The organism is Streptomyces solitudinis (genome assembly GCF_036323765.1).
Classification (GTDB): Bacteria; Actinomycetota; Actinomycetes; order Streptomycetales; family Streptomycetaceae; genus Streptomyces.
Genome location: NZ_JAZDCW010000004.1, coordinates 575,743 through 602,062, shown reverse-complemented (window position 1 = coordinate 602,062; position 26,320 = coordinate 575,743). Strand labels below are relative to the sequence as shown.

The window sequence follows — 26,320 nt, the reverse complement described above, 5'->3', positions numbered from 1 at the left end:
GGGCCGGGCGGGGGAATCGGGCCGGGCGGCCGTCAGGTGCCGGCCAGCGGCATGGTGGCGGCCACGAGCACGCCGCGTCCGGCGGCCTGCTCCAGCGCGTCGCGCATCAGGTCCTCACGCGGCTGCTGCCCGATCGAGCCGACCGGAGCGGCGTAGACGACGACGGAGTTGGTCTTGTTGGCGGTGGCCCGCCATTCGTCCGTCACCGGCAGCGGCTGGTGCGCCTGCCACCAGGAGGTGGGCTGCCGCCCCTCCTCGGCGGGCTGGAGCACCGCGTGCAGCCGGCCCATCGCCATGAGGACGGACCAGCCGCGCAGCGGGTCCGGCGCCTTGCCGACGTCGGTCACGGGCATGAACCCGGCCTCGATGAGCAGTGGCAGGAACTCGTCACCCCCGCCGGTGGTGCCGGGGCGGGAGATGGCCGTGGTGGGCTCCACCACGATCGCGGGGTGCAGCTGTTCGCCGATGAGCACCTGACCGCACGTCACGCCGAGGACGGCCTGGCCCTCTTCGGCGCCCTCGGGGGTGTCGGCGGCCGGGGACGCCCCGCCGGCGGCCTCCCCGGAGATGGTGCGCACGGCGCTCTGGATCTGCTCCTCGGTGACCCGGACGATCTGCGAGGGGATGCAGTGGGCGTGGGCGAAGGCCAGCACGGCCGTCTCATCGCCGACGAAGAGGACGGTGCTGGTGCGCTCCCGGCCGGTGCTGCCGGGGGCGCGGCACGAGGTGCAGTCGTAACTGGCGGGCACGGACTCGCCGGTGAGCAGCTTGGCCGCTTCGGCTTCGCCGATCTCGGCGCGTACGTCGTCGCTGACGTCGAGCATGGAGGACACAGAGGGCTCCTGGCTTTCGGTACTGGTTCGTCTGGACAACGGAGGACCTGTGGTGACGGTCACGCGTCCGGCCCTGTTTCATCCCTCATCCGGATGCGTGTGGTGATCAGTGCGTCGAATTCGGTCACGGATAGTCAAATGCCGTGCAAGCCCCGCACGTTCTTGCGGTGAGGTGAAACACAACCCGGCGCGGCGACGAACTGCCATTTCACGCCCTAAGCGGGCGAATCGGGCAGGAATTGGCCGATGTTACTGAAGGTAACAAGCAACTGACCTGCGACGCAACGTTGTTGTTTGTCCCTCATGACGGCTTCTCCCTACATTCGACAACTGTGTGCACCGAGCACCGCCCGGGGCAGTCCGCCGCACACACGCAGTACCGGACACCACCCGTCGGCGGACGGCCCACGGTCCACGGCACGGGACGCGGAAAGCGTCACGCGGCCGTGCCGTTCCGGGGGACCCCGGGTCCATGGAGAGGAACTACATGTCCATTCGTCGTGGCAAAGCAGTACGTGCGGGCGCGCTCTCGCTGGCCGCCGCCACTCCGCTGGCACTGCTCGCCCTCGCCTCCGGCCCCGCCCAGGCGGCGGACGCAGGAGTGTGGGACCGCCTCGCCCAGTGCGAGAGCGGCGGCAACTGGCAGATCAACACCGGCAACGGCTACTACGGCGGCCTCCAGTTCTCGGCCTCCACCTGGGCCGCGTTCGGCGGTACGGCCTACGCCTCCACCGCGGACCGCGCGAGCCGGGCGCAGCAGATCGAGATCGCCTCCAAGGTGCAGGCCGGACAGGGCTGGGGCGCGTGGCCCGCCTGCTCCGCCCGCCTGGGACTCCAGGGCAGCCCCCCGGCGTCGTCCGGCGCGCAGGCGCCGGCCCAGCAGCCCGAGGCCGCCCAGCCCTCCCGCCAGGCCGCCCCGCCCCGGGACTCCGGCAGCGCGGCCAACCGCTCCGCGCCGCGCACCGGGCACGACCACCCGCAGGCGAACTACACCGTCAAGGCGGGGGACACCCTCAGCCTCATCGCGCGGGCGCACGGCGCCGACTGGCGCGCGGTGTACGAGGAGAACACGGACGTCATCGGGGCCGACCCGGACGTCATCCGGCCCGGACAGCGCCTGAAGGTCTGACCCCTTCCGGTCCCGTCCACGGCCACCCGCCCCGCCGGTCACCGACCGGCGGGGCGGTCCCGCGCCGGGAGCCCGGCCCGCCGCCCCGGCCCGCCGGGACGCCCCTTCCCGAGGACCAGGTGAACACGTGAGCTTACGGACGCAACCCGCGAGCGGCACCGGCGGTCTCACCCAGTACCAGGCGGACGGCGGCGACGGCGGACCGCCCGCCCGCCGTGGCGCGAAGGAGGCCGAGGCCATGACCGCCCCCGCGGGACGCTCGCCGCACCGGGTGCGGCCGCGGGCCGACTGCACCGCCGACAGCGCCGGAGGGCTGACCTTCGACATCGCGCACGGCGCCGCCTCCGGCCCCGGCGCGGCCGCCGACGCCGGACGCTGGGACGCCGCGCTGCTCCTGCGCCGCCGCCCGGCAGCGGGGGAGCGAGCCGCCGAAGAGGTGCGGCTGCCGCTCGTCCCCGCCGGGCCCGGTGCCCTGCGCGCCGTGCTTCCGAGCACGATGCGGCTCACCGAGGGCGTCTGGGACGCCCACCTCAGCACCGGCGGCGGCACGTGCGGACGGCTGCTGCCGGGCACCGACGACCTGCGCTCGCTGGTGGACCGGGTCCCGCGCGCCGACCGCACCTGGCTCGGCGTGCGCATCCCCTACACCACGGGCCGGGGCCACCTCGCGCTGCGTTCCTGGCACCGCTGGCCGCACGCCGAGGCCGGCGACCTGCGTCTGGCCAAGGGCGTCCTCACTCTGCACGGCCGTCTCTACGGCGCGGCGCTGGCCCGCGGGGCCCGGCTGGAGGCCCGCACCCCGGGCGGCGGGGAACCGGTCGCGGCCGGGCCCGCCCGCGAGGACGGGGACGGCTTCGCGGCGCGGCTCCCGCTCGCCGGAGCCGCCCGTGACGCCGCGGGCGACGCCCAGTGGGAGGTGTGGCTGCGCCCGGGCGCAGCCGCGGCGCCGGTCCGCGTCGCCCGCATCCTGGACGACGTCAAGGACAAGCGGCGCTCCCTGCGCTACCCGGCCGTCCCGCTCGCCGGAGGCGCCCGCCTGGTCAGGGCCTGCTACACGTCCGCGAACGAACTGGCGGTCCGCCTGGAGGCGGGGCCGCCCCGCGGCTGACCGCACCCGCCCGGCGGCGGCGGGCGGGTGCGGGGGCTGGCAGACTCGGCGCCATGGTGGAGACCTCGGCACGTCTGCTGCGTCTGCTGTCCCTGCTCCAGACGCACCGCGAGTGGTCGGGGGCCGACCTCGCCGAACGGCTGGGCATCAGCGCGCGCACCGTGCGGCGCGACGTGGACCGGCTGCGCGGGCTCGGCTACCCCGTGGACTCCGCGACCGGCACCGCGGGCGGGTACCGGCTCGGCGCCGGGGCCGAACTGCCGCCGCTGCTGCTGGACGACGAGGAGGCCGTCGCCGTCGCGGTCGGCCTCAGGGAGGCCGTCGGGGCCGGAGTGCAGGGCATCGAGGAGTCCTCGGTGCGGGCGCTGGCCAAGCTGGAGCAGGTCCTGCCGCACCGGCTGCGGCGCCGGGTCGGTGCCCTGACCGCCTACACCGTCCCGCTGCGCCGCGGGCACGACGGCGCGGAGGGCGTGGACCCGGACACCATCACCGAACTGGCCCACGCCTGCCGCGACCACCAGGAGCTGCGCTTCACCTACCGCTCCCACGACGGCGGCGCCACCCGCCGGACGGTGGAGCCGCACCGGCTCGTCAGCAGCTACCGGCGGTGGTACCTCGTCGCCTGGGACGCGGACCGGGCGGACTGGCGCACGTTCCGCGCGGACCGCGTCACCCTCACCCCGCCGCACGGCCCCCGCTTCACGCCGCGCACCCCGCCGGCCGAGGACCTGGCCGCCTACGTGAGCGAGGGCATCTCCACCCGCGCCTACCCGGCCCGCGCCACCGTGCTCCTGCACGTGCCCGTCGAGGAGGCCGCGCGGTGGCTGTCCCCGGCCGCGGGGACGCTGGAGGCGGTGGACGCCGGGAGCTGCCTGCTGCGCACCGGCGCCAGCTCACCGGTGGCCATGGTGGTGCACCTGCTGATGCTCGACGTCGAGTTCGAGGTCCGCGAACCGGCCGCACTCGTCAGCCACCTCACGGCCATGCGGGACCGGCTCTCCCGTGTCGCGGAAAGGTCGGCACCGGCGGGACAGGCGCCGGGGGAAGTGCGGCCCCGCGTCAATTCGGCGCCGTAAGGGCAGGGGTTTGGCCGCTGGAATCCGGGGCAGCAGCCCGTGAATTGGACCCGCTTCACCGCCCGGTAATTCGCCTCCGCCGAAAGGCCCGGAAGAGTGAAGCGGAGCCGGGAACCGCTCACGCAGCGCTGTGACGGAAGAGTGACACCGTCCTCACGAGGTCCGCACTTCCCGGTGCTGCCGTACGCGCCGTACGGTGGCGGTATGGCACAGATACCGCTCGGATCGGCCGAACCCGACGACGACCCCGAGGCGTACGCGGGGATGCCCGTGCAGGACGCCGGGGAGCTGGCCCGCTCCCGGGGCTGGAGCACGGTGCGGACGCTTCCGCCCGACGCCGTCATCACCATGGAGTACCAGGCGGGGCGGCTGAACCTCACCGTCGAGAACGACACCGTCCTGCGGAGCTGGAAAGGCTAGCGGAAGGGCTGGGGAGCCCCGCGGCGGGCCGGGGCGCCACCCGTACCGGGAGGACCCGGCCCGCCGTCAGGTGCGCGGTCCCAGCGGCGCGGTGCGGCCCGGCGTCCGGTCGGACGCCGGGCGGCGGCTCCCGGCCGGCGTCACCGGTGAGCGCTCGGAGCGGACGGTGTACGGCCGGGCCGCGTGCGCGGCGTGCGCCGGGTGGGCGTGCCGCGCCACCGGCTGCCCGGCGCCCCGCGCGGGCTGGCCGCCGCCCTCCGCGGCCGTCGACGCCGCGTCCCGCGGGGCCGCGTGCGAGGCGCGGGGCCCGCCCGCGGCGACGGCGGCGGGGCCGGGCGCGGGCGCGACACCGCCCGTCACCACCCGTCCGGCGGCCCGCAGGCGTGTCCAGTAGGCCAGCACGTGCTCCTCCACCCGGGCCGCCAGCGGCTCGCACCAGGGGAGCGCCAGGAGGATGAGCAGTCCGGCGGCCCAGCCGAGGAGCACGTCGCTCAGCCAGTGCGTGCCCAGGTAGACGGTGGTGGCCCCCACACCGAGCGCGAAGACGGCGGCGACGACCGACAGCCGGCGCCTGGCGGGCTGGGTGCTGGCCAGATAGGCGAGGATGCCCCAGGTCACGACCGCGTTGGCGGTGTGCCCCGAGGGGAATATGTCCCCGGTCAGGAACATCTCGTTCGAGCCGAGTGAGGTCGCGTAGTGCGGCCCCTCCCGGCCCATGCCCAGCTTCGCCGCGCCCACGGTCACGTTCAGCAGCAGCAGCGCCGCGCCGAGCATCAGCAGCGGGCGCAGGGTGCGCTGCCGCCAGGACCGCCAGCCCAGCCACGCCGCCACCAGGACGGCGGTCGGCCCGCGCTGCCCCAGCACCACGAAGTAGTCGAGGAAGGGGTGCAGCTGCGGCCACTGCTTGTAGGGACGGAACAGCATGAGCTGCCAGTCCAGCCGCACGAGCTGCGACGTCCGCAGTACCGCCGCCACGATGGCCACGTAGAACGCCAGCGTGGCGACGAAGAGGGACCTGCGGACGACGCTCATCCCCGGGGCCGGGTTCGGCGGCCGCGCGGGCTCCTGTTCCAGGCGGGCGAAGATCCGGTCGGTACGCACCCAATCGACATTACAGCGGGTGACGGCACGGGACGGCACGGAACCGGCCTTCGTAATGCCGATGTGATGTGGATTCTGTCTCATCCGGCGGTCCGGGAGGCTGTTTTACCGGGAAATGGGGCACGGGGGTTTTCCTATCCAAGGCATTCGCGGGGGCGGTGGCCCTTATTGGCCGGGTCTTTCGGCGTAGTCCATCCGTGCTTAACCTGCCGGAGCCCCCGCGCGGGGCCCGCCGCCCCGCGCGCCCGGCCTTCAAGGGCCGGGGCCGCGGCGTGAACCACGCCACATGACCGGGCGCGGGACTCGCGTACGCTACGGACCACTCGCCCCCCGCGCCGCCGGTCCCGGCTCAGCCCGCGTCCGCGTCCCCCCGGCCGCAGGGGCGCACGGAGGAGGTGCGTACATGCCCGGCATGCCCGGCACGGACCCGGCAGCCGTCCCGGCCGGCGTTCCCGCTCAGCGTCCGGGTCCCCGCCGCGGCGGACGGAAGGACGCGTCCCGCTGGACCGTCCTCGCCGTCCTGTGCGGCAGCCTGCTGCTCGTGGCCGTCGACGCCACCGTGCTGCACGTCGCCGTGCCCGCCGTCACCGCCGACCTGCGTCCCGGGCCGGTCGAGCTGCTGTGGATCGTGGACGCCTACCCGCTGGCGTGCGCCGCGCTCCTCATCCTCTTCGGCTCGCTCGGCGACCGGATCGGGCGGCGCCGGGTGCTGCTGCTCGGCTACGCGGTGTTCGGCCTGGCCTCCGCGCTGGCCGTCCTCGCCCAGGGTCCGGGCACCCTCGTCGCCGCCCGCGCCCTGCTCGGCGCCGGCGGCGCGATGATCATGCCCGCCACGCTCTCCCTGCTGCGGCACGTCTTCCCCGACCGGCGGGAGCGGGCGCTGGCCATCGGCGTCTGGAGCGCCGTCGCGGCCGTCGGAGCCGCCGCCGGGCCGCTGGTGGGCGGGGCGCTGCTGGAGCACTTCTGGTGGGGTTCCGTCTTCCTCCTCAACATCCCGCTCATGGCCCTGGCCGTCCCCCTGGGCCGCTGGCTGCTGCCGGAGTCCACCGGCCGGGCGACGGGCCCCTGGGACGCGGCCGGGGCGCTGCTGGCCGCCGCGGGCCTGTTCTGCGCCGTCCTCGCCGTGAAGCGGGTGGGGGACGGGCAGCTCCTGAGCCCGGCCACCGCGGCCCTGCTGGCCGCCGGGGCGGGGCTGCTGACCCTGTTCGTACGGCGCCAGCGGGCCAGGAAGCACCCCCTCGTGGACTTCTCGGCCTTCGCCCGGCCCGCGTTCGGCACCGCCGTGGGCTGCATCGTGCTCACCGTGCTCGCGCTCGTCGGCCTCGCCCTGCTCGCCGCCCAGTACCTCCAGCTCGTGCTCGGGCTGTCACCGCTCCAGACGGGCCTGCGGCTGCTGCCGCTGTCCGTCGCCGCCATCGCCGCCGGACTCGCCGGACCCCGCCTGCTGCGCGCGCTGGGACCGCGCACGATGGTGGTCTGCGGCTTCGTGGCCACCGCCCTCGCGGTACTGAGCCTCACCACGCTGGGCCTGCGCGATGACCCGGCCGTGTGCGCGGGTGCCTTCGTGCTGCTCGGCCTGGGCCTGGAGACGGTGCTCTTCGGCTGCTACGAGTCCATGCTGAGCGACGCGCCGCCGGAACGGGCGGGCGGTGCCGCGGCCATCGGCGAGACGGCCTACCAGCTCGGGGCGGGGCTGGGCATCGCGGTGCTCGGCAGCGTCATGAACCGCGCCTACGGCTCGGCCGTCACGGCGGCGCCGGGGGTGCCGCCCGGGGCCGCCGACGCCGCGGCGCGCTCGCTCGGTGAGGCGTACGCCGTCGCGGCCGGGCTGGACGGCGCGGCCGGCGAGCTGCTGCGCGACTCCGCCCGGCTGGCCTTCGTACAGGGCCTGCACGTCACCCTGCTCGTCAGCGCGGGCCTGCTGCTCGCCGGGGCGCTGGCGGCGCTGCGGCTGCCGCGCACCGCCTCCGGCGTCCCCCCGGCCGCGCCGTCCCTCCCGGCCGCCCGCTCCGGTGCGCCCGCCGTGCCCGGCGCGCCCGAGGAGGGGCCGCAGGACGGCGCTGGACGGTTCCCCGCCCCGTCCGCGCCGGCGGACGGACCGCCCTTGCCGAGCCGGGTTACCCGCCCGTAACGTCCGTGCGAGACGTCCCCTTCCCCGCCGCGCAACCCCACGGAGGCCGCGCATGTCCAGCCGCACCCTGCCGCCGTTCGACCCCGCCGATCCGATCGGGCTCGACGACCTGCTCGGCCCCGAGGAACTGGCGGTGCGCGACACCGTGCGGTCCTGGGCCGCCGACCGGGTGCTGCCGCACATCGCCGGGTGGTACGAGAGCGGGGAACTGCCCGTCGTGCGGGAACTGGCCCGCGAGCTGGGCCGCATCGGCGCCCTGGGCATGTCCCTGGAGGGGTACGGCTGCGCGGGCGCCTCGGCCGTGCAGTACGGGCTGGCCTGCCTGGAGCTGGAGGCCGCCGACTCCGGCATCCGCTCGCTCGTCTCGGTGCAGGGCTCGCTCGCCATGTACGCCATCCACCGCTTCGGCTCCGAGGAGCAGAAGCAGCGCTGGCTGCCCGGCATGGCGGCCGGCGAGACGATCGGCTGCTTCGGGCTCACCGAACCCGACCACGGCTCGGACCCCGCGGGCATGCGCACGCACGCCCGTCGCGACGGCGGCGACTGGGTGCTCAACGGGCGCAAGATGTGGATCACCAACGGCTCGGTCGCCGGGGTGGCCGTCGTCTGGGCGCGGACGGACGAGGGCGTCCGCGGCTTCACCGTCCCCACGGACGCGCCCGGTTTCTCGGCCCCGGAGATCAGGCACAAGTGGTCGCTGCGCGCCTCGGTCACCAGCGAACTCGTCCTGGACGACGTGCGGTTGCCCGCCGACGCGGTGCTCCCGGGCGTGACCGGGCTGCGCGGTCCGCTCAGTTGTCTCAGCCACGCCCGCTACGGCATCGTGTGGGGCGCCATGGGCGCCGCCCGCGCCAGCTTCGACGCGGCGCTCGCGTACGCACGGACCCGGGAGCAGTTCGGGCGGCCCATCGGCGGCTTCCAGCTCACCCAGGCCAAGCTGGCCGACATGGCCGTCGAACTGCACAAGGGCGTCCTGCTGGCCCACCACCTCGGACGGCGGATGGACGCGGGGACGCTGCGGCCCGAGCAGGTCAGCTTCGGCAAGCTGAACAACGTGCGGGAGGCGATCGAGATCTGCCGCACGTCCCGCACGATCCTGGGCGCCAACGGCATCTCGCTGGAGTACCCGGTGATGCGGCACGCCACGAACCTGGAGTCGGTGCTCACCTACGAGGGCACCGTCGAGATGCACCAGCTCGTGCTGGGCAAGGCGCTCACCGGCTGCGACGCCTTCCGCTGAGCCGCCGGGGCCGCTGGGCCGCGCCGTGTAGCCGTGCCGCCGCGCCGCGCCGTGCCGCCGTGCCCGCCCGGAGCCGGAGGGCTCCAGGCGGGCAGGTCAGCTCTGGTTGAAGAAGCCGCTCTCCCCCGGGCGGCGCCGCTCGCCGCTGACGACCTGGTAGTCGCCCGGGGTCAGCAGGAAGACGCGGGTGGCGACCCGCTCGATGGAGCCGCGCAGCCCGAAGGTCAGCCCGGCGGCGAAGTCGATGACCCGCTTGGCGTCGCCGGACTCCATGGTGGTGAGGTTGACGATGACCGGGACGCCCTCCCGGAACAGCTCGCCGATGGTACGGGCGTCCCGGAAGCCGTCCGGGGTGATGGTCGCGATGCGGGTGCCCGCGTCCTGAGCGGTCTCCGCCGTCGCCCGGATGCGCGGGTCGGTGACCCACGGATCCCGTGCGGCGTCGCCGGGTTCCGGGTCCTCGGCGTAGTCGTCGTCGTAGTACCGCATCTCGCTGTCGTCGACGAGGCCCAGCCAGGCACTCGCCTTGCGCACCGATCCCATGGACGCCTCCTCTCGCATGCGGTCCGTACCGTCCGCACGCCTATCGTCGTCCATCATGCGGAGGACGCGCCAAGCGGATATACGTCGCGGACGTGATTCGTGACAGTTCTGGTGCACACACCTGCCCCGTGGAACAGGGGATGTGCGGTATACGAGTGTGCGAGTAGGAAGGATCATCACGAACCGCCGCGTGGGTGAGGTGCGCGGACAACCGGGTGAGAGACCCCACCATCGGGTGACGCGGCGTCATGGCAACGTCCCCGCAAGGGAGTGCGCGGCCCGTTCCGCGCGCGGCGGCGGCCTCCGGCCGCGCGGCGCGTCCTGCGGTGACGGGCCGTTGTGTGGCAGGTTGAGCGCATGAACGCTGAAACACCATCAAATCCAGCGAACCCGGTCATGCCCGGCTCGTCGGCGGTGCAGCAGTGGCAGGAGTGGCACCAGCGCCGTCTGGAGACGGTCGTCGCCCCCTACGGCCCGCTGTCGGTGACCGGCACCCACTGGCTCGCCGACGCGGACGGTGAGGGGTGCCTCGAAGGCGTTCCCGGGCGGTGGCACGAGACGCCCGACGGCAGGGGCGTGGTGCTGCGCGCCGACGTCATGGACGCCCTCACCGTCGACGGCGAGGTGCTGGCCGGTGAGCGGACGCTGGGCACCGAGGCGGTGAGCGGGGGCGCGGAGCCCGCCCGCGTCGGCTGGGGCGAGCGGCGGCTGGAGCTGCTGCGCCGCGAGGGCCGGTGGGCGGTGCGGGTCCACGATCCGGCGGCGCCGGCGCGCCGGGCCTTCACGGGCATCAGGACGGCTCCCCACGACGGACGCTGGGCGCTGCCCGGCACCTTCCACGCCTACGAGGGCACGCGCCGGGTGCCGGTGCCGAACGCGGACGGCCGTGAGCGCGGGCTCGAACTGGGCGGCGAGGTGCGGTTCATCGCCCCGGACGGCAGCGTGCACGCGCTCCAGGTCTCGGTGGTGGGCAGCGGTGCGCTGTGGGCCGTCTTCGCGGACGGCACCAGCGGCCGGGGCAGCTACCGGTTCCGCTTCCTGCGCACCGGCGCGCCCGCCCCTGACGGCTCGGTCACGGTGGACTTCAACCGGACGACGCTGCCGCCCTGCGCGTTCGCCGACCACTTCCTGTGCCCGCTGCCGCCCCCGGGCAACGTCCTGGACCTCGACGTGCCGGTGGGCGAGCGGGACCTCTCCGGCTGACGCCGCGCGGCCCCGCGACGCCCAAAACCCCCGGGAGCCGTGCGGCACCGGGGGCTTCGGCGTGGGCGGGGCGGGGCGCGGACGCGCGGCGGGCCCGCCGGTGCCGTGCGCGGAGGGTCAGCCGCGCTCGGCCGCGACCAGTTCCGCGATCTGCACCGCGTTCAGCGCGGCGCCCTTGCGCAGGTTGTCGTTGGACAGGAACAGCGCGAGGCCGTGCTCCACCGTCTCGTCCCGGCGGATGCGGCCCACGAAGCTGGGGTCCTGGCCCGCCGCCTGGAGCGGGGTGGGGATCTCCGAGAGCGCCACGCCCGGCGCGCCGGCCAGCAGCTCGCGCGCCCGCTCCGGGCTGATGGGCCGCTCGAAGCGGGCGTTCACCTGGAGGGAGTGGCCGGTGAACACCGGCACGCGGACGCAGGTGCCCGAGACCTTCAGCTCCGGGATGTCCAGGATCTTGCGGCTCTCGTTGCGGAGCTTGTGCTCCTCGTCCGTCTCCTCCTGGCCGTCGTCCACGATCGAGCCCGCGAGCGGGAGCACGTTGAAGGCGATCGGGCGCTTGAACTTGTCCGGCGCCGGGAAGTCGACGGACGAGCCGTCGAAGGCCAGCTGCGTGGCGTCGGCCTCGACCGCCTTGCGGGCCTGGCCGTCCAGCTCGGCCACGCCGGCCAGCCCGCTGCCGGACACCGCCTGGTACGTGGAGACGACCATGGCGGCCAGCCCGGCCTCGTCGTGCAGCGGGCGCAGCACCGGCATGGCGGCCATGGTGGTGCAGTTCGGGTTGGCGATGATGCCCTTCGGGCGCTCCAGCGCGGCCTGCGGGTTGACCTCGGAGACCACGAGCGGCACCTGCGGGTCCAGCCGCCACGCGGAGGAGTTGTCGATGACGACGACCCCGGCCGCCGCGACCTTCGGCGCCAGCTCCCTCGACGTGGCGCCGCCGGCGGAGAACAGGGCGATGTCCAGCCCCGTGTAGTCGGCCGTGGCGGCGTCCTCGACGGTGATCTGGCCGTCCTTCCAGGGCAGCGTGCGGCCCGCGGAGCGCGCGGAGGCGAACAGCCGCAGCTCCTCCACAGGGAAGTCCCGCTGCGCCAGGATGTCGCGCATCACGCTGCCGACCTGGCCCGTGGCTCCGACGATGCCGATCCTCATGGGGCTCCTTCTCTCCGTGCGTGGGTGTCCCGGCTCGGCCCCTACCCCGCTCTGGGAATCCTATGACGTGCCGGTTCTTTGACCTCCGTCACACCGCGTGACGGGCGCGGGGGGTCCTTCCATCGTAGCCAGGGCGCCGGTGCCCGGTCCGTGCCCGAGGCGGCGGGCCCCGGCCCGTGGCCGGGGGCGGCGGGGCGTGACGCCCGTCTCGCACACGAGCGCCCGCTTCCGTTCGAACGGATATTCGATACGGGGTTAGGGTGGGAGCGCAAGGACGGACGGACGTCGTGGTCAGGGGGTGGCTGGTGTGGCGAGGAGGAGCGGATGGGCGGCTTTACGCACCTGCACGTCGCCTCCGGCTGCTCCGTGCGGTACGGCGCCTCGCACCCCGAGCGGCTGGCCGAGCGGGCCGCCGAGCGGGGGATGGACGCCCTCGCGCTGACCGACCGGGACACCCTCGCCGGGGCCGTGCGGTTCGCCGGGGCCTGCGAGAAGGCCGGAGTGCGGGCGGTGTACGGCGTGGACCTGGCCGTCGCGGAGGGCGCGGACGGCGCGGAGGGCGGTGCCCCGGGCGGCCCGGCCGTGCGGCGCCGCGCGCCCGTGCGCGGCGGGGCCTTCCGGGACGAGCCCGCGCAGCGCGTGGTGTTCCTCGCCCGGGACGGCGCCGCGGGCTGGGCCGAGCTGTGCCGCCTGGTCACGGCCGCCCACGCGGGGCCCGGGGAGCGGCCGCTCCTGGAGCGGGCCGACCTGCCCGCCCGGGGGGTGACCGCCCTGCTGGGGCCGCGGTCGGACGTGGGCCGTGCGCTGGCCGCCGGGCGGCCGGACCGCGCGGCCCGGCTCCTGGGGCCGTGGCGCGAGGTGTTCGGGGACGACCTGCGCCTGGAGGTCGTCGGCTCGGTGCCCCGGCGGGAGGCCGCCCGGATGCTGGGTCTGGCCGCCGAGCAGGGAGTGGCCCCGGTGCTGACCAACGCCGTGCGCTACGCCGACCCCGGGCTCGGTCCCGTCGCCGACGTGCTGGACGCCGCGCGGCGGCTGGTGCCCGTCGACCCGCGCGGCGGGCTGGACAACGGCGAGCGCTGGCTCAAGGACCCCGCCGGGATGGCCGCCGTCGCGGAGGAGATCGCCGGGGCGGCCGGGTTCCGCCGGGACCTGGCACACCGGCTGCTGGCCCGCACCGAGGAGACCGCGGCGCGGTGCCGGGTGGACTCCGGGGACGACCTGGGCATCGGCAGTGCGCACTTCCCCGAGGCCCACCTGGTGGGGGCCGGGGCCAGGACCGCCGACCGGGTGCTGCGCTCGCGCTGCACCGCCCAGATGGTCGCCCGCCGCTACGACCGTGACCGGCGCCGCTGGGACCGGCTGGAGGACGAGCTGCGGATGATCGCGGACCATGGCGTCGCGTCGTACTTCCTCACCGTCGGGCAGGTGGTGGACGACGTGCGGGCGATGGGCATCAGGGTGAGCGCGCGCGGCTCGGGCGCGGGTTCGCTCGTCAACCACCTGCTGGGCATCGCCGCCGCCGACCCGGTCGGGCACGGCCTCCTGATGGAACGCTTCCTCTCCGAGCACCGCGAGGCGCTGCCGGACATCGACGTGGACGTCGAGTCCGCCCGCCGCCTGGAGGTGTACCGGGCGGTGTTCGAACGGTTCGGCGAGGAGCGGGTGGCCACCGTCGCCATGCCGGAGACGTACCGCGTCCGGCACGCCGTCCGGGACGTGGGGGCCGCGCTCGGCCTGGACCCGGCCGAGGTGGACCGGCTGGCCAAGGCGTTCCCGCACATCCGGGCCCGCGACGCCCGCAGCGCGCTGGCCGAGCTGCCGGAACTGCGCGGCATCGGCGCCGAACGGCACGGGCCGCGGATGTGGGAGCTGGTCGAGGCGCTGGACGGCCTGGTGCGCGGGGTCGCCATGCACCCGTGCGGGCTGCTGCTCTCCGACGCCGCCCTGCGCGCCCGCACGCCGGTCGTCCCCACCGGCGGCGAGGGCTTCGCCATGTCCCAGTTCGACAAGGACGACGTGGAGCGGCTCGGGCTGCTCAAGCTGGACGTGCTCGGGGTGCGGATGCAGTCCACGCTGGCGTACGCCGTCCGGGAGGTCGAGCGCACCACCGGGGAGCACGTCGACCTGGACGCGCTCCCCGGGCTCGACGGCACCGGCCCCGGCGACCCGGCGACGTACGAGCTGATCCGCTCCGCCGAGACGCTGGGCTGCTTCCAGATCGAGTCGCCGGGCCAGCGCGACCTGATCGGGCGGCTGCGGCCGTCCACGTTCCACGACCTGGTGGTGGACATCAGCCTGTTCCGCCCGGGGCCGGTCGCCGCCGACATGGTGCACCCGTTCATCGAGGCCCGGCACGGCCGCAAGCCCGCCCGCTACCCCCACGAGGACCTGGTGGACGCGCTGCGCGAGACGTACGGCGTCGTCGTCTTCCACGAGCAGGTCATCGAGATCGTGCACACCGTCACCGGCTGCACGAAGTCCTTCGCGGACGAGACCCGCAGGGCGCTGGCCGACCCCGCGCTCCAGCCGCGCATCCGGGCCTGGTTCGAACGGGAGGGGGAGCGGCGCGGCTACGACCGTCCGGTGGTCGAGCGCACCTGGGCGATCGTCGAGGCGTTCGGCGCGTACGGCTTCTGCAAGGCGCACGCCGTCGCCTTCGCCGTGCCCACCTACCAGTCGGCCTGGCTCAAAGCGCACCACCCGGCGGCGTTCTACGCGGGCGTGCTCACCCACGATCCGGGGATGTACCCCAAGCGGCTGCTGCTCGCGGACGCCCGGCGGCGCGGGGTGCCCGTCCTCCCGCTGGACGTGAACCGGTCCGGCGCGGCCTATCGGATCGAACTGGAGTCCGAATCCGGGCGGTGGGGGGTGCGGCTGGCGCTCGGCGAGGTGCGGGGCATCAGCGCGGCGGACGCCGAACGCATCGAGGCCGGGCAGCCCTACCAGTCGCCCCACGACCTGCTGGAACGGGCCCGGCCCCCGCGCCCCGTCGCCGAGCAGCTCACCCGCGTCGGCGCCCTGGACGCCTTCGGCGGCAACCGGCGCGACCTGCTGCTGCACCTGGCCGAGCTGTACCGCGGGCGGCGCTCGGGCGGCGGTGCCGGGCAGCTCCCGCTGGACGCGGCGGCCCCCGCCGGGGAGCGGGCACCGGCCCGGCCCGCCGCCCGCACGGCACCGCCCCCCACCCGGGCGGCGGTGCCGCCCGCCGGCCTGCCCGACCTGGACCGCGACGAGCGCCTGGACGCCGAACTCGACTCCCTCGGAATGGACATCTCCCGCCACCTCATGAGCGAGCACCACGCGTTCCTGGCCGAACTGGGCGTCCGCCCGGCCAGCCGGCTGCGCGAGGCGCGGCACGGCGAGACGGTGCTGCTGGCCGGGGCCAAGGTGGCCACCCAGACCCCCGCGATCCGCTCCGGACGGCGGATCATCTTCGCCACCCTGGACGACGGCACCGGCCTCAGCGACCTGACGTTCTTCGAGGACAGCCACGCCGCCTGCGCGCACGCCGTCTTCCACTCCTGGGTCCTGCTGGTGCGCGGCACCGTCCAGGAACGCGGCCAGCGCGGCTTCACCGTGATGGGCACCGCCGCCTGGGACCTGGCCGAACTGGCCGGGCTCCGCCGCACCGGCGGCCTGGACGCCGTCGCGGCCCGCCTCGCCGGACCGCCGCCCGGAGGGCCGGACGCGCCGGGCGGCCCCGGCGGGCCGGAGGCGTCCGCGCGCGGCATCCGGATGGCCACCGGCTACACGATGCACCCGTGGGCCGACCTCCAGCCGCCCGGCGAGTCCGCCAAGGCGGGCCCGGGCGGACGCAGGCTCTGGCACGCCAGTCCGGGAAGCGCGGGGTGACGCCGGTGGGCACCGTCCTGTACGTCCACTTCGGCGGCTGCGCCGAGGAGCGCTACCCGGAACTGCTCGGCCTGCTCGCCGACATCACCCCCGTGGTGCAGGCCCTCCCGCCCGACGCCGCGCTCGCCGACGTCCGCGGCGCCCTGCGCTACTTCGGGCGGACCGCCGTCGAACTGGCCGAGGTCATCGCCCTGCGGGCGGCGGCCCACCACGGCGTCCAGTGCACCGTCGGAGCCGGGGGCAACCCGCTGCTGGCCCGCATGGCCGCCCAGGACGGCCCGCCCGGCCGGGTGCGCTCGGTACCGGACGACCCCGGGGACGTCGCCGCCTTCCTGGCGGACAAGCCGGTGGCCGCCCTCCACGGTGTCGGCCCCGCGACCGCCCGCGCGCTGGGCACCTACGGCCTGCACACCGTGGGCCGGGTGGCCGCCGCGTCCCCGGTCACGCTCCAGCGCATCCTCGGTGCCTCCGCCGCCCGCCGGGTCCAGGCCCGCGCCCAGGGCAGCGACCCCACCCCCGTCGTGCCCAGCGCCCCGGCCCGCTCCGCCGCCGCCGAGCACCGCTTCGGCCGGGACGAGCTGGACCAGGAGCTGCGCCGCCGCGCCCTGCTCACCCTCGCCGACGGCCTCGGCTTCCGGATGCGCCGCGACGGCCAGGTGGCCCGCGCCCTGACCCTCACCGTCCGGTACGCCGACCGCTCCACCACCACCCGCTCCCGCACGCTGCCCGAACCCACCGCGCACACCCCGGCGCTGACGGCCCTGGCCTACGCCCTGCACGACGCGCTCGGCCTCCAGCGGGCCCGGGTGCGCTCGCTCGCGCTGCGCGCGGAGGACCTGACCGCCGCCGGACTCGCCGCCCGGCAGCTCTCCCTCGATCCGGGCGAGGAGCGGGCGCGCCGGGCCGAGGCCGCCGCCGACCGGGCCCGCCACCGCTTCGGCGCCGGTGCCGCCCACCCCGCCGGGGCGTTCCCCCCGCTCGACGACGCCGCCTGAGCACCGGCCGCTCCGGCGCGGGGAGCACGCGCCGGCGCGGCCCGGCTCAGGGCCTCTAGAGCGGGCCCTTGCGCCACGGCCCGGTGATCGCGAAGGTGATGCCGGGCGTCTGGATGTTCACGAACAGCCAGTTGCCGTTCTTCGGCTCGAACACCGAACCGGCCCACTCCGAGCCGGTGTGGTCGGCGGCCGGGACGTCCTTGCCCGCCGTGCCGCCGCGCAGGTCCACGGTGTTGGCGGCGAAGCGGAAGATCTCGCCCTCCTGGGTGAGCCCGTGCACGTACTCCGTGCCGCCGCCGTCCTCGCACAGCACCAGGCCGCCGCGCGGGCTCACGCACATGTTGTCCGGCGCGTTCAGCACCTCGGGGCCGGGCGAGGCGAACAGCACCCGGAACCGGTCGGTGGCCGGGTCCAGCTCGAAGACCTGGCCCTGCCCGGCGGGGCCGCCGTCGGTGGAGATCACGTAGATCCGGTCGTTGCCGTACCAGGCGCCCTCAAGGCGGCCGAACACCGCAGCGCCGTTCGCCTGCGCCTGACGGCGCACGGTGTCCTGCGCCGGGTCGGCGTCCTCCACGGGGACCCAGGAGACGGTGCCGTAGGCCACGTCCCCGTCGCGCCGCGTGTCGTAGGAGGTCCCGCCGATGCGCAGCGCCTCCAGGCGGCCGCCCCTGGCGAGGTTCCCCGGCACCGTGGGCGTGAACCGGTACAGGCAGGCGTCACCGCGGTCCTCGGTCTCGTACACCCGGCCCGTCGCCGGGTCGACGGCCACGGCCTCGTGGTTGAACCGGCCCATGGCCGTGTGGGGGACGGGGTTGCCCTTCCCCTGCGAGGGCACCTCGAAGACGTAGCCGTGGCGCTTGCCGACCGTCGTGCTGAAGGTCTCCTCGCAGGTGAGCCAGGTGCCCCACGGCGTCGGCCCGCCCGCGCAGTTGCGGATGGTGCCGCCCAGGCTGCCGTAGGACTCCAGCCAGCGCCCGGCGTCCGGGTCGAACACCAGCGTCGTCGTGCCGCCGCCGGCCGCCGGGTTGTAGGCGGGGGAGGTGAACGCGTCCCCGGCCCCCCGCTCGTGGTTGCGGACCAGGTGGACCCGGTCGCCGTGCCGGAAGGCCGCCATGCCGTCGTGCGCGCCCGGGGTGCGGACCCCGTCGTCCATGGGGTCGTTCGTCCAGCCGTAGGTGACGTACTCGAAACCGCGCGGCAGCGCGAGCAGCTCCAGGCCGGTCGTCTCGTCCTTCACCGGCCGCAGCGGCCCGTACCCGGGCCCGAAACGCGGCTTGCCCGGGGCCGGGGCCGCGACCGCGTTCCGCGTGCTGAGCGACTGGAACGCGACGGTCGCGGCGGCGACGCCGGCGGCGCCGCGCAGGAGGCCGCGCCGCTCCACCGGGAAGGCGGTCGGCCGCTCGGCTGAGGTGTCTGCCATGGGGTCCCTTTCGGACGCGTGCTCGTGAACAAGGCGCCCTCACCCTAGGAAGGCATGCGTCGGCCCCGTCCCAACAGGAGGAGACCGTTCGGGAAACGTTCGCACGGCCCGGCACCGCGCGCCACGGCACTTCACGCCACGTCACCGCAGGCGGCGGGGACACTCCACCGGCCCCGCGCGGCTGCGCCGGGCGGGTGAGCCGCCGGTATGGCGTCCCGCCCCGTCCGGCGCGGACCCCCATGCTCGGCGGTGCGTGGACGGTGCCGTCACGGGCCCGTGCGGGGACCCCGCACCCAGGCCACGGCCCGGCCCGCGAACACCTCGATCAGGAGAGAACTGTGCTGAAGACCGTGAAGACGTCCGTCGCGCTGACCGTCGGCGCGCTGGCCCTCGGCGTACTGGGCGCGGCGCCGTCGCTCGCCGACGACCAGGACCCCAAGGCGGGCACCGCGACCGCCAACGAGACCGCCGACCACACCCAGGAGGCCCAGCCGCAGCCGGGCTCCGCCGCGGAGGACGAGCAGGCAGCCGCGTGGGCCCGCCACGGCCGCGTCGTCTCCCGCGCCGCCCTCAACGTCCGCGCCGAGCCCACCACGCGTTCCCGGGTGCTGGGCAGCGTGCGCTCCGGCGCGAAGGTCGCGCTGGCCTGCAAGGTGCGCGGCCAGAACGTCCTGGGCAACGACATCTGGTACAAGCTCGACGACCGCAAGGGCTGGCTGACCGCCCGCTACGTGCGGAACCTCGACACCATCCCCTGGTGCCGCTGAGGCACCGCCGGACGCCACGGGCCGGGAACGCGCGACGCGTTCCCGGCCCGTGGCGTGCCGCCCCTTGCCCCTATCGTCATAGGGCCGGACGGAACGCGCCCGGCGTCCGTGTGACCGCGGACCTCTTCCCGTCCCGCCCAGCCGTCCAGGAGCATTCGTTGTCCCTGCACATCGCCGTCGACCCCGCCGGGCCGACCGCCCCCTACGAGCAGTTGCGCGCCCAGATCGCCGAACAGGCCCGCGACGGCCGCCTGCCGGCCGGATACCGGCTGCCGACCGTGCGCGGGCTCGCGGCGGAGCTGGGTCTCGCGGCGAACACCGTGGCCAAGGCGTACCGCGCCCTGGAGGGCGACGGCGTCGTGGAGACCCGGGGCCGGGCCGGTACGTTCGTGGCCGCCGCCGGGGACGCGGCGGCGCGGGCCGCCGCCGAGGCCGCCCGCGCCTACGCCGGGCACGCCCACCGCCTCGGACTGGACGAGGCCGCGGCGCTCGGCGCCGTCCGCGAGGCCCTCCGGGCCCGCTACGGGGCGTAGCGGATCCGGACCGGGGGAGCGGGGGAGGGGAGCGGCGCGGGCACCGCGCGCGTCAGGTGATCGGCTTGAACGCCGGGCCGAAGCTGTCCATCGTCACGGTGAAGCGGGTGGTCCTGTACTCGTCCCGCAGCTGGCACCGGTGGCCGGTGTCGGTGTTCAGGTCGACCGCCTCGGCGGCGGGGATCTCGTCGCACGTCAGTGCCTCGACGTACGGGTCGTCCTCGCCCTTCTGCTTCCAGAAGGTGTCGTACACCGCCTCGGCGACGAGCAGGCCCTTTTTGGGGACCGCCTTGTACTGGGTGAGGAAGTCACCCTCCTGGTAGCTGTCGCTGATGACGATCTCGTACGGGATCTCCACACCGTCGTAGGTCACGGTGCACCGGCTGGTCGCCCCGGCCTCCCGGGTGACGCCGTCCGGGCACGTGGCCGTGGTCTCACCCGCGACCTTGGCCGAGCGGAGCACGTTCGCGCGCAGCTTGTGCTCCACCTTCCGCGCGAAGTCCGCCGAGCTGTCCGGCTCGTCCGGGGGCTGGAGGGCGTCGTCATCGGTGTCGAGGACGTCGGGGCGGGGGCCGGTGACCGCGACCGGGAGGTCCTCCTGCTCGCTCGGCTCGTTCTGCTCCTCCGCGGCGGCGCCCCCCGGTCGGCTGTCGCCGTCGCCGGAACCGTCGTCGGAGCCGCAGCCGGCGGTCAGTGCGGCAGCCGCGACGACACCTATGAGGATCTTGGGGAATCGCATGGCCCGCACCTTAGTACGGGCGTGAAGTTCCCTCCCCTCAGGGGGGTTTCGCCAACCCGAGGAGTGGGTAAGGGGCGCCGCGCGCACCCTCGACTCCCGCATGGCCGTCGTTCCGCTCTGTGCGCCTGGAACACAGCGAAGCCCCACCCTGCGCGGGGCACGGTGGGGCCGCTTCGACACTGGTGGCTGGCCGTCTGGTCAGACGGCGCTGAACTCGCCGCTCTTGACGCCCGCCACGAAGGCGGCGAACGAGCCAGCCGGGATGCCCAGAACCGGACCGGCCGGGTTCTTGGAGTCGCGGACGGGGACGGTGCCGCATGTGGCGGCGAGGTTGGCGGCGACCTCGACGCACTGGCCGCCGTTTGCGCTATACGAGGACGTGAACCACTGCGGGTCTTCGGTCGTCACGGGGTGTCCTTTCGAAGTTGCTCGATCATGGCCACGGAAGCCGCTTGGGGCATGGCTTCGGCCTGCAACTGATGGTAGGCCCGCACCAAGGGTTGAAGGAATCTGGTATCTCGCTCTAGGCGGCCCTGTAGCGCGGACTCGGCGTACGCGACATAGGACCAGTCGGGAAGGGTCAACAGGGTCACGGGCAGATGGAACGCCCGCCGTTCGCCAAGTGCGTATGGTGCCACTTGGAGGATCGTGGAGGGCAGTCCAGCGAACTCGACCAGCCGATCTAGCTGAGCTGCCATGACGTCCGGACCGCCCACGGGCCGCCTGATGCAGCTCTCGTCTAGTACCGCGTGAACCATGGGCGTTGGTGTGCGCTCTAGGGACGCCTGGCGCTCCAAGAGCTTGGACAGACGTTCTTCTGCCTGCTGCTCCGTGCTCGCTCCTCGCAGCACTTCACCCCTGGTGACCGCGGCGGCGTACTCCGGGGTTTGGAGCAACCCCGGGATGATGCCCAGCTCAAAGAGTCGGATCTCTACGGCGCGTACCTCTTGTGCAACGTAGTCCGGGAACCCTTCCAACAGCGCCGTATGCCGAACCGCTCGGCACTGGCGTTGGAGCCTGTCCCCCGTACCTAGCACTCTGTCAGCGTTTGCCGCGAAGCGTTGAGTTGGTGGGCGTCGACCAGTTTCGACGGCGGAAACGTGCGTTCCGGTACAGCCCATGCGCGTTCCCAGCTCGTCCTGCGTCCACCCGCGTTCGTCACGAAGCTGCCGTAGACGCTGGCCGAAGCGTGCCGAGGGGGACTCTTCGGGGTCCAGTTCCTTTCGGTTCACCATGCCGAGTTCCTAACTCTCCGAGCAAATGACGCAAGTTGATGACACCGCGCCTGTAGGTCACGCTGAGCCGTCTTGGTAGTGGAGTCACTACGGAGAGGAGCGGCCGTGCCTGCGCAGAACATTCCCACAGACCGACGCGACCCCGTACCGGAAACGGGCACGTTGATAGTGGACACCCGCGATAACCGGGTGGGTGAGTTCCGCGGGGTCGCTGGCCCCTGCTGGTCGCTGCGGCCGGTCTGCGGCGGTGCCGAGTGGGAAGCGGAGCCCGAGCACGTTCGCCCCGCCGAGCCGATAGAGCGCCTGCGTGCCGAGACCGCCCGCGCCAACGCGCGGAGCCGGGGTGAGTACCTGTGACCACGCCTGCCCGCCGCACGTTCGGGTTCGACAACTGGGGCCGCGAGGACGACGCCCCTCCCCGGGCGAGGTGGCGAGGTGCCCGGGTATGACCGGATATCCCGAGCCGTCGGGCTACTGGTGCGACGTGCGCGCCGAGGGGTTCGTGTACGGCACGGGCGAGAGCGTCCCCTACGTCCTGGGCACCTTCCCGACCATTTCCCCGGTCCTCGCCCTGCGCTGGCTCCGTAGTCAGGCGCTGCGGATCGCGGACCGGCTCGACCCCGACCCACAGCGCTCGGCGTGGGTCCGGCCGTTCATGCGCCGCCCGTCCGTCCCCGCCCCCGACTGCCCCACCGGGCTCCGGGCCTGGGTCGCGGAGCCGGACGGGGAACGCATGGCGCGCGCGCACGTCAAGGCCGGGCATCCGCTGTGCGTCGCGTTCCCGGATGAGGACTGCACGTACACCCTGTCCGTCTGGCCGGTGCACCTGCCCGCCGACGAACCCGCCCAGCCGATACCCGAGCCGATACGCCACCGGATCGGTCAGTCGTCGCACTCGTCGTACGTGCTCGCCGAAGCCCCGTGGGGATGCGCCGCCGCGGTGCCGCGCGTCGACGGCGACCGGCGCTACGAGACCCCGCCCCCGCCACACAGGTCCCCGTCCCATGGACAGCACGGGGTCCGCGACGCGCTCTGTGGCGGGGGCGGCACCAACCCGGTTCGGCATACCGCTTGATGACCGGCCCCGCACACACCACCAGCCACACCACGGAAGGAACCACCATGACCACGCTCCTTGAACCGCCCCCCGCGTCCCCGGCTCCCGGCCTCACCTCGCTTGAGCTGGAGATCACCGGAAAGTGCCAGCTCACGTGCACGCACTGCCTGTCCGAGTCCAGCCCCCAAGCCACGCACGGCACCATGACCCCCGCCGACTGGCGCACAGCGATCACCGACGCGGCAGCCCTCGGCGTGCGCTCCGTCCAGCTCATCGGCGGCGAACCGACCGTTCACCCGCACTGGCAGGAGTTCGCGCAACCGGCGCTCTCGCTCGGGCTGCACGTGGAGGTCTACAGCAACCTGTTCCACGTCGCCCCCGACTGGTGGGACCTGCTCACCCGCGACGGCGTGACCCTGGCGACGAGCTACTACAGCAACGATCCGGCAGAACACGACAAGATCACCGGACGCACGGGGAGCTACGCCCGCACCCGGTGCAACATCCGGGAAGCCGTCACCAGGGGTGCGACCGTCCGGGCCGGCCTGGTCGAAGTCCTGCCGGGGCAGCGCGTCGCCGAAGCCCGCGCCGAGCTGGAATCCATGGGCGTCACGCACATCACCACCGACCGGGCACGAGCCGTCGGACGCGCCGCCCTGCCGGGGCAGTCCCCGACGCTGGAGGAGATGTGCGGCCGGTGCACGCGCGGACGGGCCGCGATCCTTCCCGACGGTGACCTCACCGGCTGCGTGCTCTCCCGCGACTTCCCAGCGGGCAACGTCCGGGAGACCCGACTCGGCGATCTGCTCGACGGGCAGGCATGGACGGAACTCGCCGCGAAGATCCCGGCACCGAGCGGTGCCCGGTGCTCGCCGGATGACTCCGCGTGTCAGCCGGGGCAGCCTGCTTGTCTGCCGAAGTTCCCGAACTCTCCGGACGGTGCGCGATGACGGAATGGACCGAACATGCCGCCGCCCTGGCGGACGAAGTGACGCACCCGCAGTCGCGGTGGCGTGACGCCGTACGCTCCACCCCCCGCCACCTGCTCGTACCCCGCTGGTGGTGGGCCGAGCAGGACGGCGCGCTGCTGGCGGACGGCCCGGCCGACCCCGAGCTGTGGATGCGCGCCACCTACAGCAACACCACCCTCGTCACGCGTATCGGGGCGCTGCACGCCGACCATGCCGAGCCCGGCAACCGGCCCGCATGGTGGCCCACCTCGTCGTCCACGCTGCCTTCGCTGGTAGTGCAGATGCTGCGGCATGCCCGACCGGCTGAGGGGATGAAGATCCTCGACGTGGGCACCGCGTCCGGGTACTCCACGGCCCTCCTGTGCCACCGCTTCGGCGCACAGCACGTCACCAGCGTGGACGTGGACCCCTATCTCACCGACGCCGCCCGTGACCGGCTCGCAGAAGTCGGGCACCGCCCCGAGCTGGTGACCGTGGACGCCACGAAGGAACTCCCCGGCACCTATGACCGGATCGTGGCCATGGTGGCGATGCCCCGCGTACCCGCCTCGTGGTTGCGTGCCCTGCGGCCCGGCGGACGGCTGGTCACCACCCTGACCGGGACGACCATCATCATCGGAGCCCAGAAGACACCGGACGGAGGCGCCGTCGGCCGGGTCGAACGCGACTGGGCCGGATTCATGCACGCCCGGCACGGCCCCGCCTACCCGCCCCGCCTCATCGAACAGTTCCCGCAGGCCAGGGAACAGGAAGGGGAAGAGGTCAGCACCGGTCGCTACCCCGTGCTCAACGTCTCCGACGCCTGGGAGGTGAGCACGCACCTCACGCTCACCGCCCCGGGGGTGGAGACCCACTACGAAGAACTCGGCGACCGTCGCACGGCATGGCTGTTCCACCCGGACGGTTCGTGGGCGCGTGCGTCCGCCGAGTGGACCGACCCGCCCGAGGTGCACCAGAGCGGCCCGCGACGCCTGTGGGACGCCCTCGAACGCATCCGTAACCGGCTGAACACCGAAGGCGCGTTGCCGCTCTACGGCGCCCACGCCCGCATCACCCCCGACGGCGTGGTGCACCTGTCACGCGGAAAGTGGCACGCCTCGATCGGCGACCAGTAACCCCCGGCCCCCTTGCGGGTGCCACCACGTCTCCCGCCCGTGTGCTGCCCCTGTGGCACACGGGCGGGGTCCCCACACCCCGACCAGAACCCCGACCAGACGAAGGCCCTGTTCATGCTCCAGTGCACCGCCACCGCGCTCCTGCACCCGCCCGAAGAGGTGAGGCGCCTGACCCCGCCGGAACGTCTCCTGGAACCCGGCTACGTCACGTGCGAGCTCGGCGAGGGCCACGACGCCGCCCACGCGCGGATGCTGTGGGCGGACGCCGAGGACGACGGCGCCCTCTGGGTCCGCTGGAAGGAAGGACGGGCCACGTTCACCGAACTGCGCTGGTGCACCGCCCTGAGCCCGCAGGACGACGGATGCGGCCTGTTCACCGACCACCCCTCCGCCCACTCGTGGGACGTCACCGACCCCACCCGGGAAGCCCTGGTGAAAGCACTGGAACTACGCCACCCCCACCTGTTCCCCGAACCCAGCAGGCCGCACGCGCCCTAACCGTCCTGGTGCCCGCCCTCGCGGGCCCTCACAGGTACAGGCCCTCCTGGACGGGGCCGGGCTGGGCCGGGACGCCGGCGGGGGAGACGCCGCGGCGCAGCGCGTACAGCTCGGCGAGCGTGGCGCCGTCCGGGCCGACGCCCTCGGAGGTGCCCAGCCAGTTCACCGCCTCCGGGCGGGTCAGCGGGCCCACCTCGACGCGGGCCAGGCAGCGCCCCGGGCGCACGACGGCCGGGTGCAGCCGCTCCAGGTCCTCGTTGGTGGTGATGCCGACGAGGACGTTCCGCCCCTGGCCCAGCAGACCGTCCGTCAGGTTGAGCAGCCGGGACAGCGCCTGGCCCGCCGCGTGCTTGGCCTCGCCGCGGATCAGCTCGTCGCAGTCCTCCAGCAGGAGCAGCCGCCAGCGGCCCTTGCCGCCCGAGCCGTCGTCCTCGCCGATGGCGATGTCCATCAGGTAGCCGACGTCGTTGAACAGCCGCTCCGGGTCCAGGACGCAGTCCACCTGGCACCACTCGCGCCAGGAGCGGGCGAGCGTGCGCAGCGCGGACGTCTTGCCGGTGCCGGGCGGGCCGTGCAGCAGGAGCAGCCGTCCGGCGATGTCGTCGGGGGTGAGCTTCATCAGCCCGGTCAGCGACTCGGCCACCGGAGCCGTGTAGTTGCCGCGCACCTCCTCCCACGACCCGGCGGAGATCTGCCGGGTCGTGCGGTGCGGGCCGCGCAGCGGCGAGACGTACCAGAAGCCCATCGTGACGTCGGTGGGCTGCGGCTCGGGCTCGTCCTCCGCGTCCTGAAGGGCCTGGCGCAGCCGCTCGTCGGCGAGTTCCGCGCTGACGGCGGTCACCGTCACGTCCGCGCGGCGGCTCCACCGCGACACCAGGACCGTCCAGCCCTCGCCCTCGGCCAGCGTCGAACGGTGTTCGTCCTCCCGCGCCGAGCGCAGCACCCGGGCCTGCGGGGGCAGCAGGGAGAGGTTCTGGCGGGCCCGCTCCACCGAGCGGCGGCGGGCGTAGGGCTGCGCGCCGGAGGCGAAGCGGGTGAGCAGCAGGGCGTCGATGACGTCGCAGGGCGAGTCGGCGTCGTCCATGGTGAGCCGCAGCGGCACGGCGGCGTCGGGGGCTACGGCATGCGGGTCCTCGGTCTGATCGGGCATGGCGCCCATGATCCGTCACGCGCGCCCCCGGCGCACGGCATTTGCCCTGTCGGCTGCC

25 protein-coding genes are annotated in these 26,320 nt (G+C 74.4%); 16 read left to right on the top strand and 9 right to left on the bottom strand.

What is annotated here, in order from left to right:
• Positions 1-32: 32 nt before the first annotated feature.
• Positions 33-824, bottom strand: a complete 792-nt coding sequence (locus V1J52_RS13985; RefSeq protein WP_330140121.1) for a DUF8842 C-terminal domain-containing protein — start codon at positions 822-824, stop codon at positions 33-35.
• A 496-nt stretch (positions 825-1,320) separates the two neighbouring features.
• Here V1J52_RS13985 and V1J52_RS13980 point away from each other — a divergent pair, with 496 nt between their 5' ends.
• The 4 genes from V1J52_RS13980 (at position 1,321) to V1J52_RS13965 (ending at position 4,566) form a co-directional block, all read left to right on the top strand.
• Positions 1,321-1,962, top strand: coding sequence for a transglycosylase family protein (locus tag V1J52_RS13980; RefSeq protein WP_330140068.1), 642 nt, complete (start codon positions 1,321-1,323; stop codon positions 1,960-1,962).
• 127 nt (positions 1,963-2,089) lie between these two features.
• Positions 2,090-3,070, top strand: a complete 981-nt coding sequence (locus V1J52_RS13975) for a hypothetical protein (RefSeq protein WP_330140067.1) — start codon at positions 2,090-2,092, stop codon at positions 3,068-3,070.
• Positions 3,071-3,123: 53 nt separating this feature from the next.
• A complete protein-coding gene (locus tag V1J52_RS13970) occupies positions 3,124-4,146 on the top strand; it encodes a helix-turn-helix transcriptional regulator (RefSeq protein WP_330140066.1) in 1,023 nt (340 codons plus the stop codon).
• Between the two features lie 204 nt (positions 4,147-4,350).
• Complete coding sequence (locus V1J52_RS13965) at positions 4,351-4,566, top strand: I78 family peptidase inhibitor (RefSeq protein ID WP_330140065.1); 216 nt, start codon at positions 4,351-4,353, stop codon at positions 4,564-4,566.
• Between the two features lie 66 nt (positions 4,567-4,632).
• Here the strand turns inward: V1J52_RS13965 and V1J52_RS13960 are convergent, their stop codons facing one another.
• A complete protein-coding gene (locus tag V1J52_RS13960) occupies positions 4,633-5,667 on the bottom strand; it encodes a phosphatase PAP2 family protein (RefSeq protein WP_330140064.1) in 1,035 nt (344 codons plus the stop codon).
• Between the two features lie 412 nt (positions 5,668-6,079).
• On the opposite strand from V1J52_RS13960, the gene V1J52_RS13955 reads away from it, so the two are divergent.
• Positions 6,080-7,798 (top strand): MFS transporter, encoded by a 1,719-nt coding sequence (locus V1J52_RS13955; RefSeq protein WP_330140120.1) that lies wholly within the window; start codon positions 6,080-6,082, stop codon positions 7,796-7,798.
• Positions 7,799-7,850: 52 nt separating this feature from the next.
• Positions 7,851-9,038 (top strand): acyl-CoA dehydrogenase family protein, encoded by a 1,188-nt coding sequence (locus V1J52_RS13950; RefSeq protein ID WP_330140063.1) that lies wholly within the window; start codon positions 7,851-7,853, stop codon positions 9,036-9,038.
• 96 nt (positions 9,039-9,134) lie between these two features.
• Here V1J52_RS13950 and V1J52_RS13945 read toward each other — a convergent pair whose 3' ends face one another.
• Positions 9,135-9,581 carry a cell division protein SepF gene (locus V1J52_RS13945; protein ID WP_330140062.1) on the bottom strand — a complete coding sequence of 149 codons (447 nt, stop codon included), beginning with the start codon at positions 9,579-9,581 and terminating at the stop codon, positions 9,135-9,137.
• Between the two features lie 357 nt (positions 9,582-9,938).
• Between V1J52_RS13945 and V1J52_RS13940 the strand changes: the two genes are divergently transcribed.
• The gene (locus tag V1J52_RS13940) at positions 9,939-10,784 is read left to right on the top strand and encodes a DUF1684 domain-containing protein (protein WP_330140061.1); all 846 of its coding nucleotides are present in this window, start codon (positions 9,939-9,941) and stop codon (positions 10,782-10,784) included.
• 117 nt (positions 10,785-10,901) lie between these two features.
• Here the strand turns inward: V1J52_RS13940 and V1J52_RS13935 are convergent, their stop codons facing one another.
• A complete protein-coding gene (locus V1J52_RS13935; protein ID WP_330140060.1) occupies positions 10,902-11,930 on the bottom strand; it encodes an aspartate-semialdehyde dehydrogenase in 1,029 nt (342 codons plus the stop codon).
• Positions 11,931-12,254: 324 nt separating this feature from the next.
• Here V1J52_RS13935 and V1J52_RS13930 point away from each other — a divergent pair, with 324 nt between their 5' ends.
• Both V1J52_RS13930 and V1J52_RS13925 read left to right on the top strand, forming a co-directional pair.
• Positions 12,255-15,782 (top strand): DNA polymerase III subunit alpha, encoded by a 3,528-nt coding sequence (locus tag V1J52_RS13930; RefSeq protein ID WP_330140059.1) that lies wholly within the window; start codon positions 12,255-12,257, stop codon positions 15,780-15,782.
• Entirely contained in the window at positions 15,779-16,777 is a 999-nt protein-coding gene (locus tag V1J52_RS13925; protein ID WP_443075818.1) for a DNA polymerase Y family protein, read from the top strand. The genes V1J52_RS13930 and V1J52_RS13925 overlap by 4 nt, the downstream gene beginning before the upstream one ends.
• Before the next feature lie 55 nt (positions 16,778-16,832).
• On the opposite strand, the gene V1J52_RS13920 is transcribed toward V1J52_RS13925, so the two are convergent.
• Positions 16,833-18,197, bottom strand: coding sequence for an alkaline phosphatase PhoX (locus V1J52_RS13920; protein WP_330140057.1), 1,365 nt, complete (start codon positions 18,195-18,197; stop codon positions 16,833-16,835).
• Between the two features lie 338 nt (positions 18,198-18,535).
• On the opposite strand from V1J52_RS13920, the gene V1J52_RS13915 reads away from it, so the two are divergent.
• Together V1J52_RS13915 and V1J52_RS13910 are read left to right on the top strand one after the other, a co-directional pair.
• Positions 18,536-18,964, top strand: a complete 429-nt coding sequence (locus tag V1J52_RS13915; RefSeq protein WP_330140056.1) for an SH3 domain-containing protein — start codon at positions 18,536-18,538, stop codon at positions 18,962-18,964.
• Between the two features lie 158 nt (positions 18,965-19,122).
• Complete coding sequence (locus tag V1J52_RS13910; protein WP_330140055.1) at positions 19,123-19,497, top strand: GntR family transcriptional regulator; 375 nt, start codon at positions 19,123-19,125, stop codon at positions 19,495-19,497.
• A gap of 52 nt (positions 19,498-19,549) precedes the next feature.
• Here V1J52_RS13910 and V1J52_RS13905 read toward each other — a convergent pair whose 3' ends face one another.
• The 3 genes from V1J52_RS13905 to V1J52_RS13895 all read right to left on the bottom strand — a co-directional run bounded on the left by V1J52_RS13905 (position 19,550) and on the right by V1J52_RS13895 (position 21,471).
• A complete protein-coding gene (locus V1J52_RS13905; RefSeq protein ID WP_330140054.1) occupies positions 19,550-20,236 on the bottom strand; it encodes a hypothetical protein in 687 nt (228 codons plus the stop codon).
• Between the two features lie 198 nt (positions 20,237-20,434).
• Entirely contained in the window at positions 20,435-20,644 is a 210-nt protein-coding gene (locus V1J52_RS13900; RefSeq protein ID WP_330140053.1) for a DUF397 domain-containing protein, read from the bottom strand.
• Complete coding sequence (locus V1J52_RS13895; protein WP_330140052.1) at positions 20,641-21,471, bottom strand: helix-turn-helix domain-containing protein; 831 nt, start codon at positions 21,469-21,471, stop codon at positions 20,641-20,643. The genes V1J52_RS13900 and V1J52_RS13895 overlap by 4 nt, the downstream gene beginning before the upstream one ends.
• Before the next feature lie 105 nt (positions 21,472-21,576).
• Between V1J52_RS13895 and V1J52_RS13890 the strand changes: the two genes are divergently transcribed.
• The 5 genes from V1J52_RS13890 to V1J52_RS13870 all read left to right on the top strand — a co-directional run bounded on the left by V1J52_RS13890 (position 21,577) and on the right by V1J52_RS13870 (position 25,112).
• Positions 21,577-21,828 carry a hypothetical protein gene (locus V1J52_RS13890; RefSeq protein ID WP_330140051.1) on the top strand — a complete coding sequence of 84 codons (252 nt, stop codon included), beginning with the start codon at positions 21,577-21,579 and terminating at the stop codon, positions 21,826-21,828.
• Positions 21,829-21,916: 88 nt separating this feature from the next.
• Entirely contained in the window at positions 21,917-22,546 is a 630-nt protein-coding gene (locus V1J52_RS13885) for a hypothetical protein (protein WP_330140050.1), read from the top strand.
• A 47-nt stretch (positions 22,547-22,593) separates the two neighbouring features.
• The gene (locus tag V1J52_RS13880; RefSeq protein ID WP_330140049.1) at positions 22,594-23,478 is read left to right on the top strand and encodes a radical SAM/SPASM domain-containing protein; all 885 of its coding nucleotides are present in this window, start codon (positions 22,594-22,596) and stop codon (positions 23,476-23,478) included.
• Complete coding sequence (locus V1J52_RS13875) at positions 23,475-24,614, top strand: methyltransferase domain-containing protein (RefSeq protein ID WP_330140048.1); 1,140 nt, start codon at positions 23,475-23,477, stop codon at positions 24,612-24,614. Before V1J52_RS13880 ends, V1J52_RS13875 begins: the two co-directional genes overlap by 4 nt.
• Positions 24,615-24,728: 114 nt before the next feature.
• Complete coding sequence (locus V1J52_RS13870) at positions 24,729-25,112, top strand: hypothetical protein (RefSeq protein ID WP_330140047.1); 384 nt, start codon at positions 24,729-24,731, stop codon at positions 25,110-25,112.
• A 28-nt stretch (positions 25,113-25,140) separates the two neighbouring features.
• On the opposite strand, the gene V1J52_RS13865 is transcribed toward V1J52_RS13870, so the two are convergent.
• Positions 25,141-26,262, bottom strand: a complete 1,122-nt coding sequence (locus tag V1J52_RS13865; RefSeq protein WP_330140046.1) for a DUF5925 domain-containing protein — start codon at positions 26,260-26,262, stop codon at positions 25,141-25,143.
• Between the last annotated feature and the right edge of the window lie 58 nt (positions 26,263-26,320).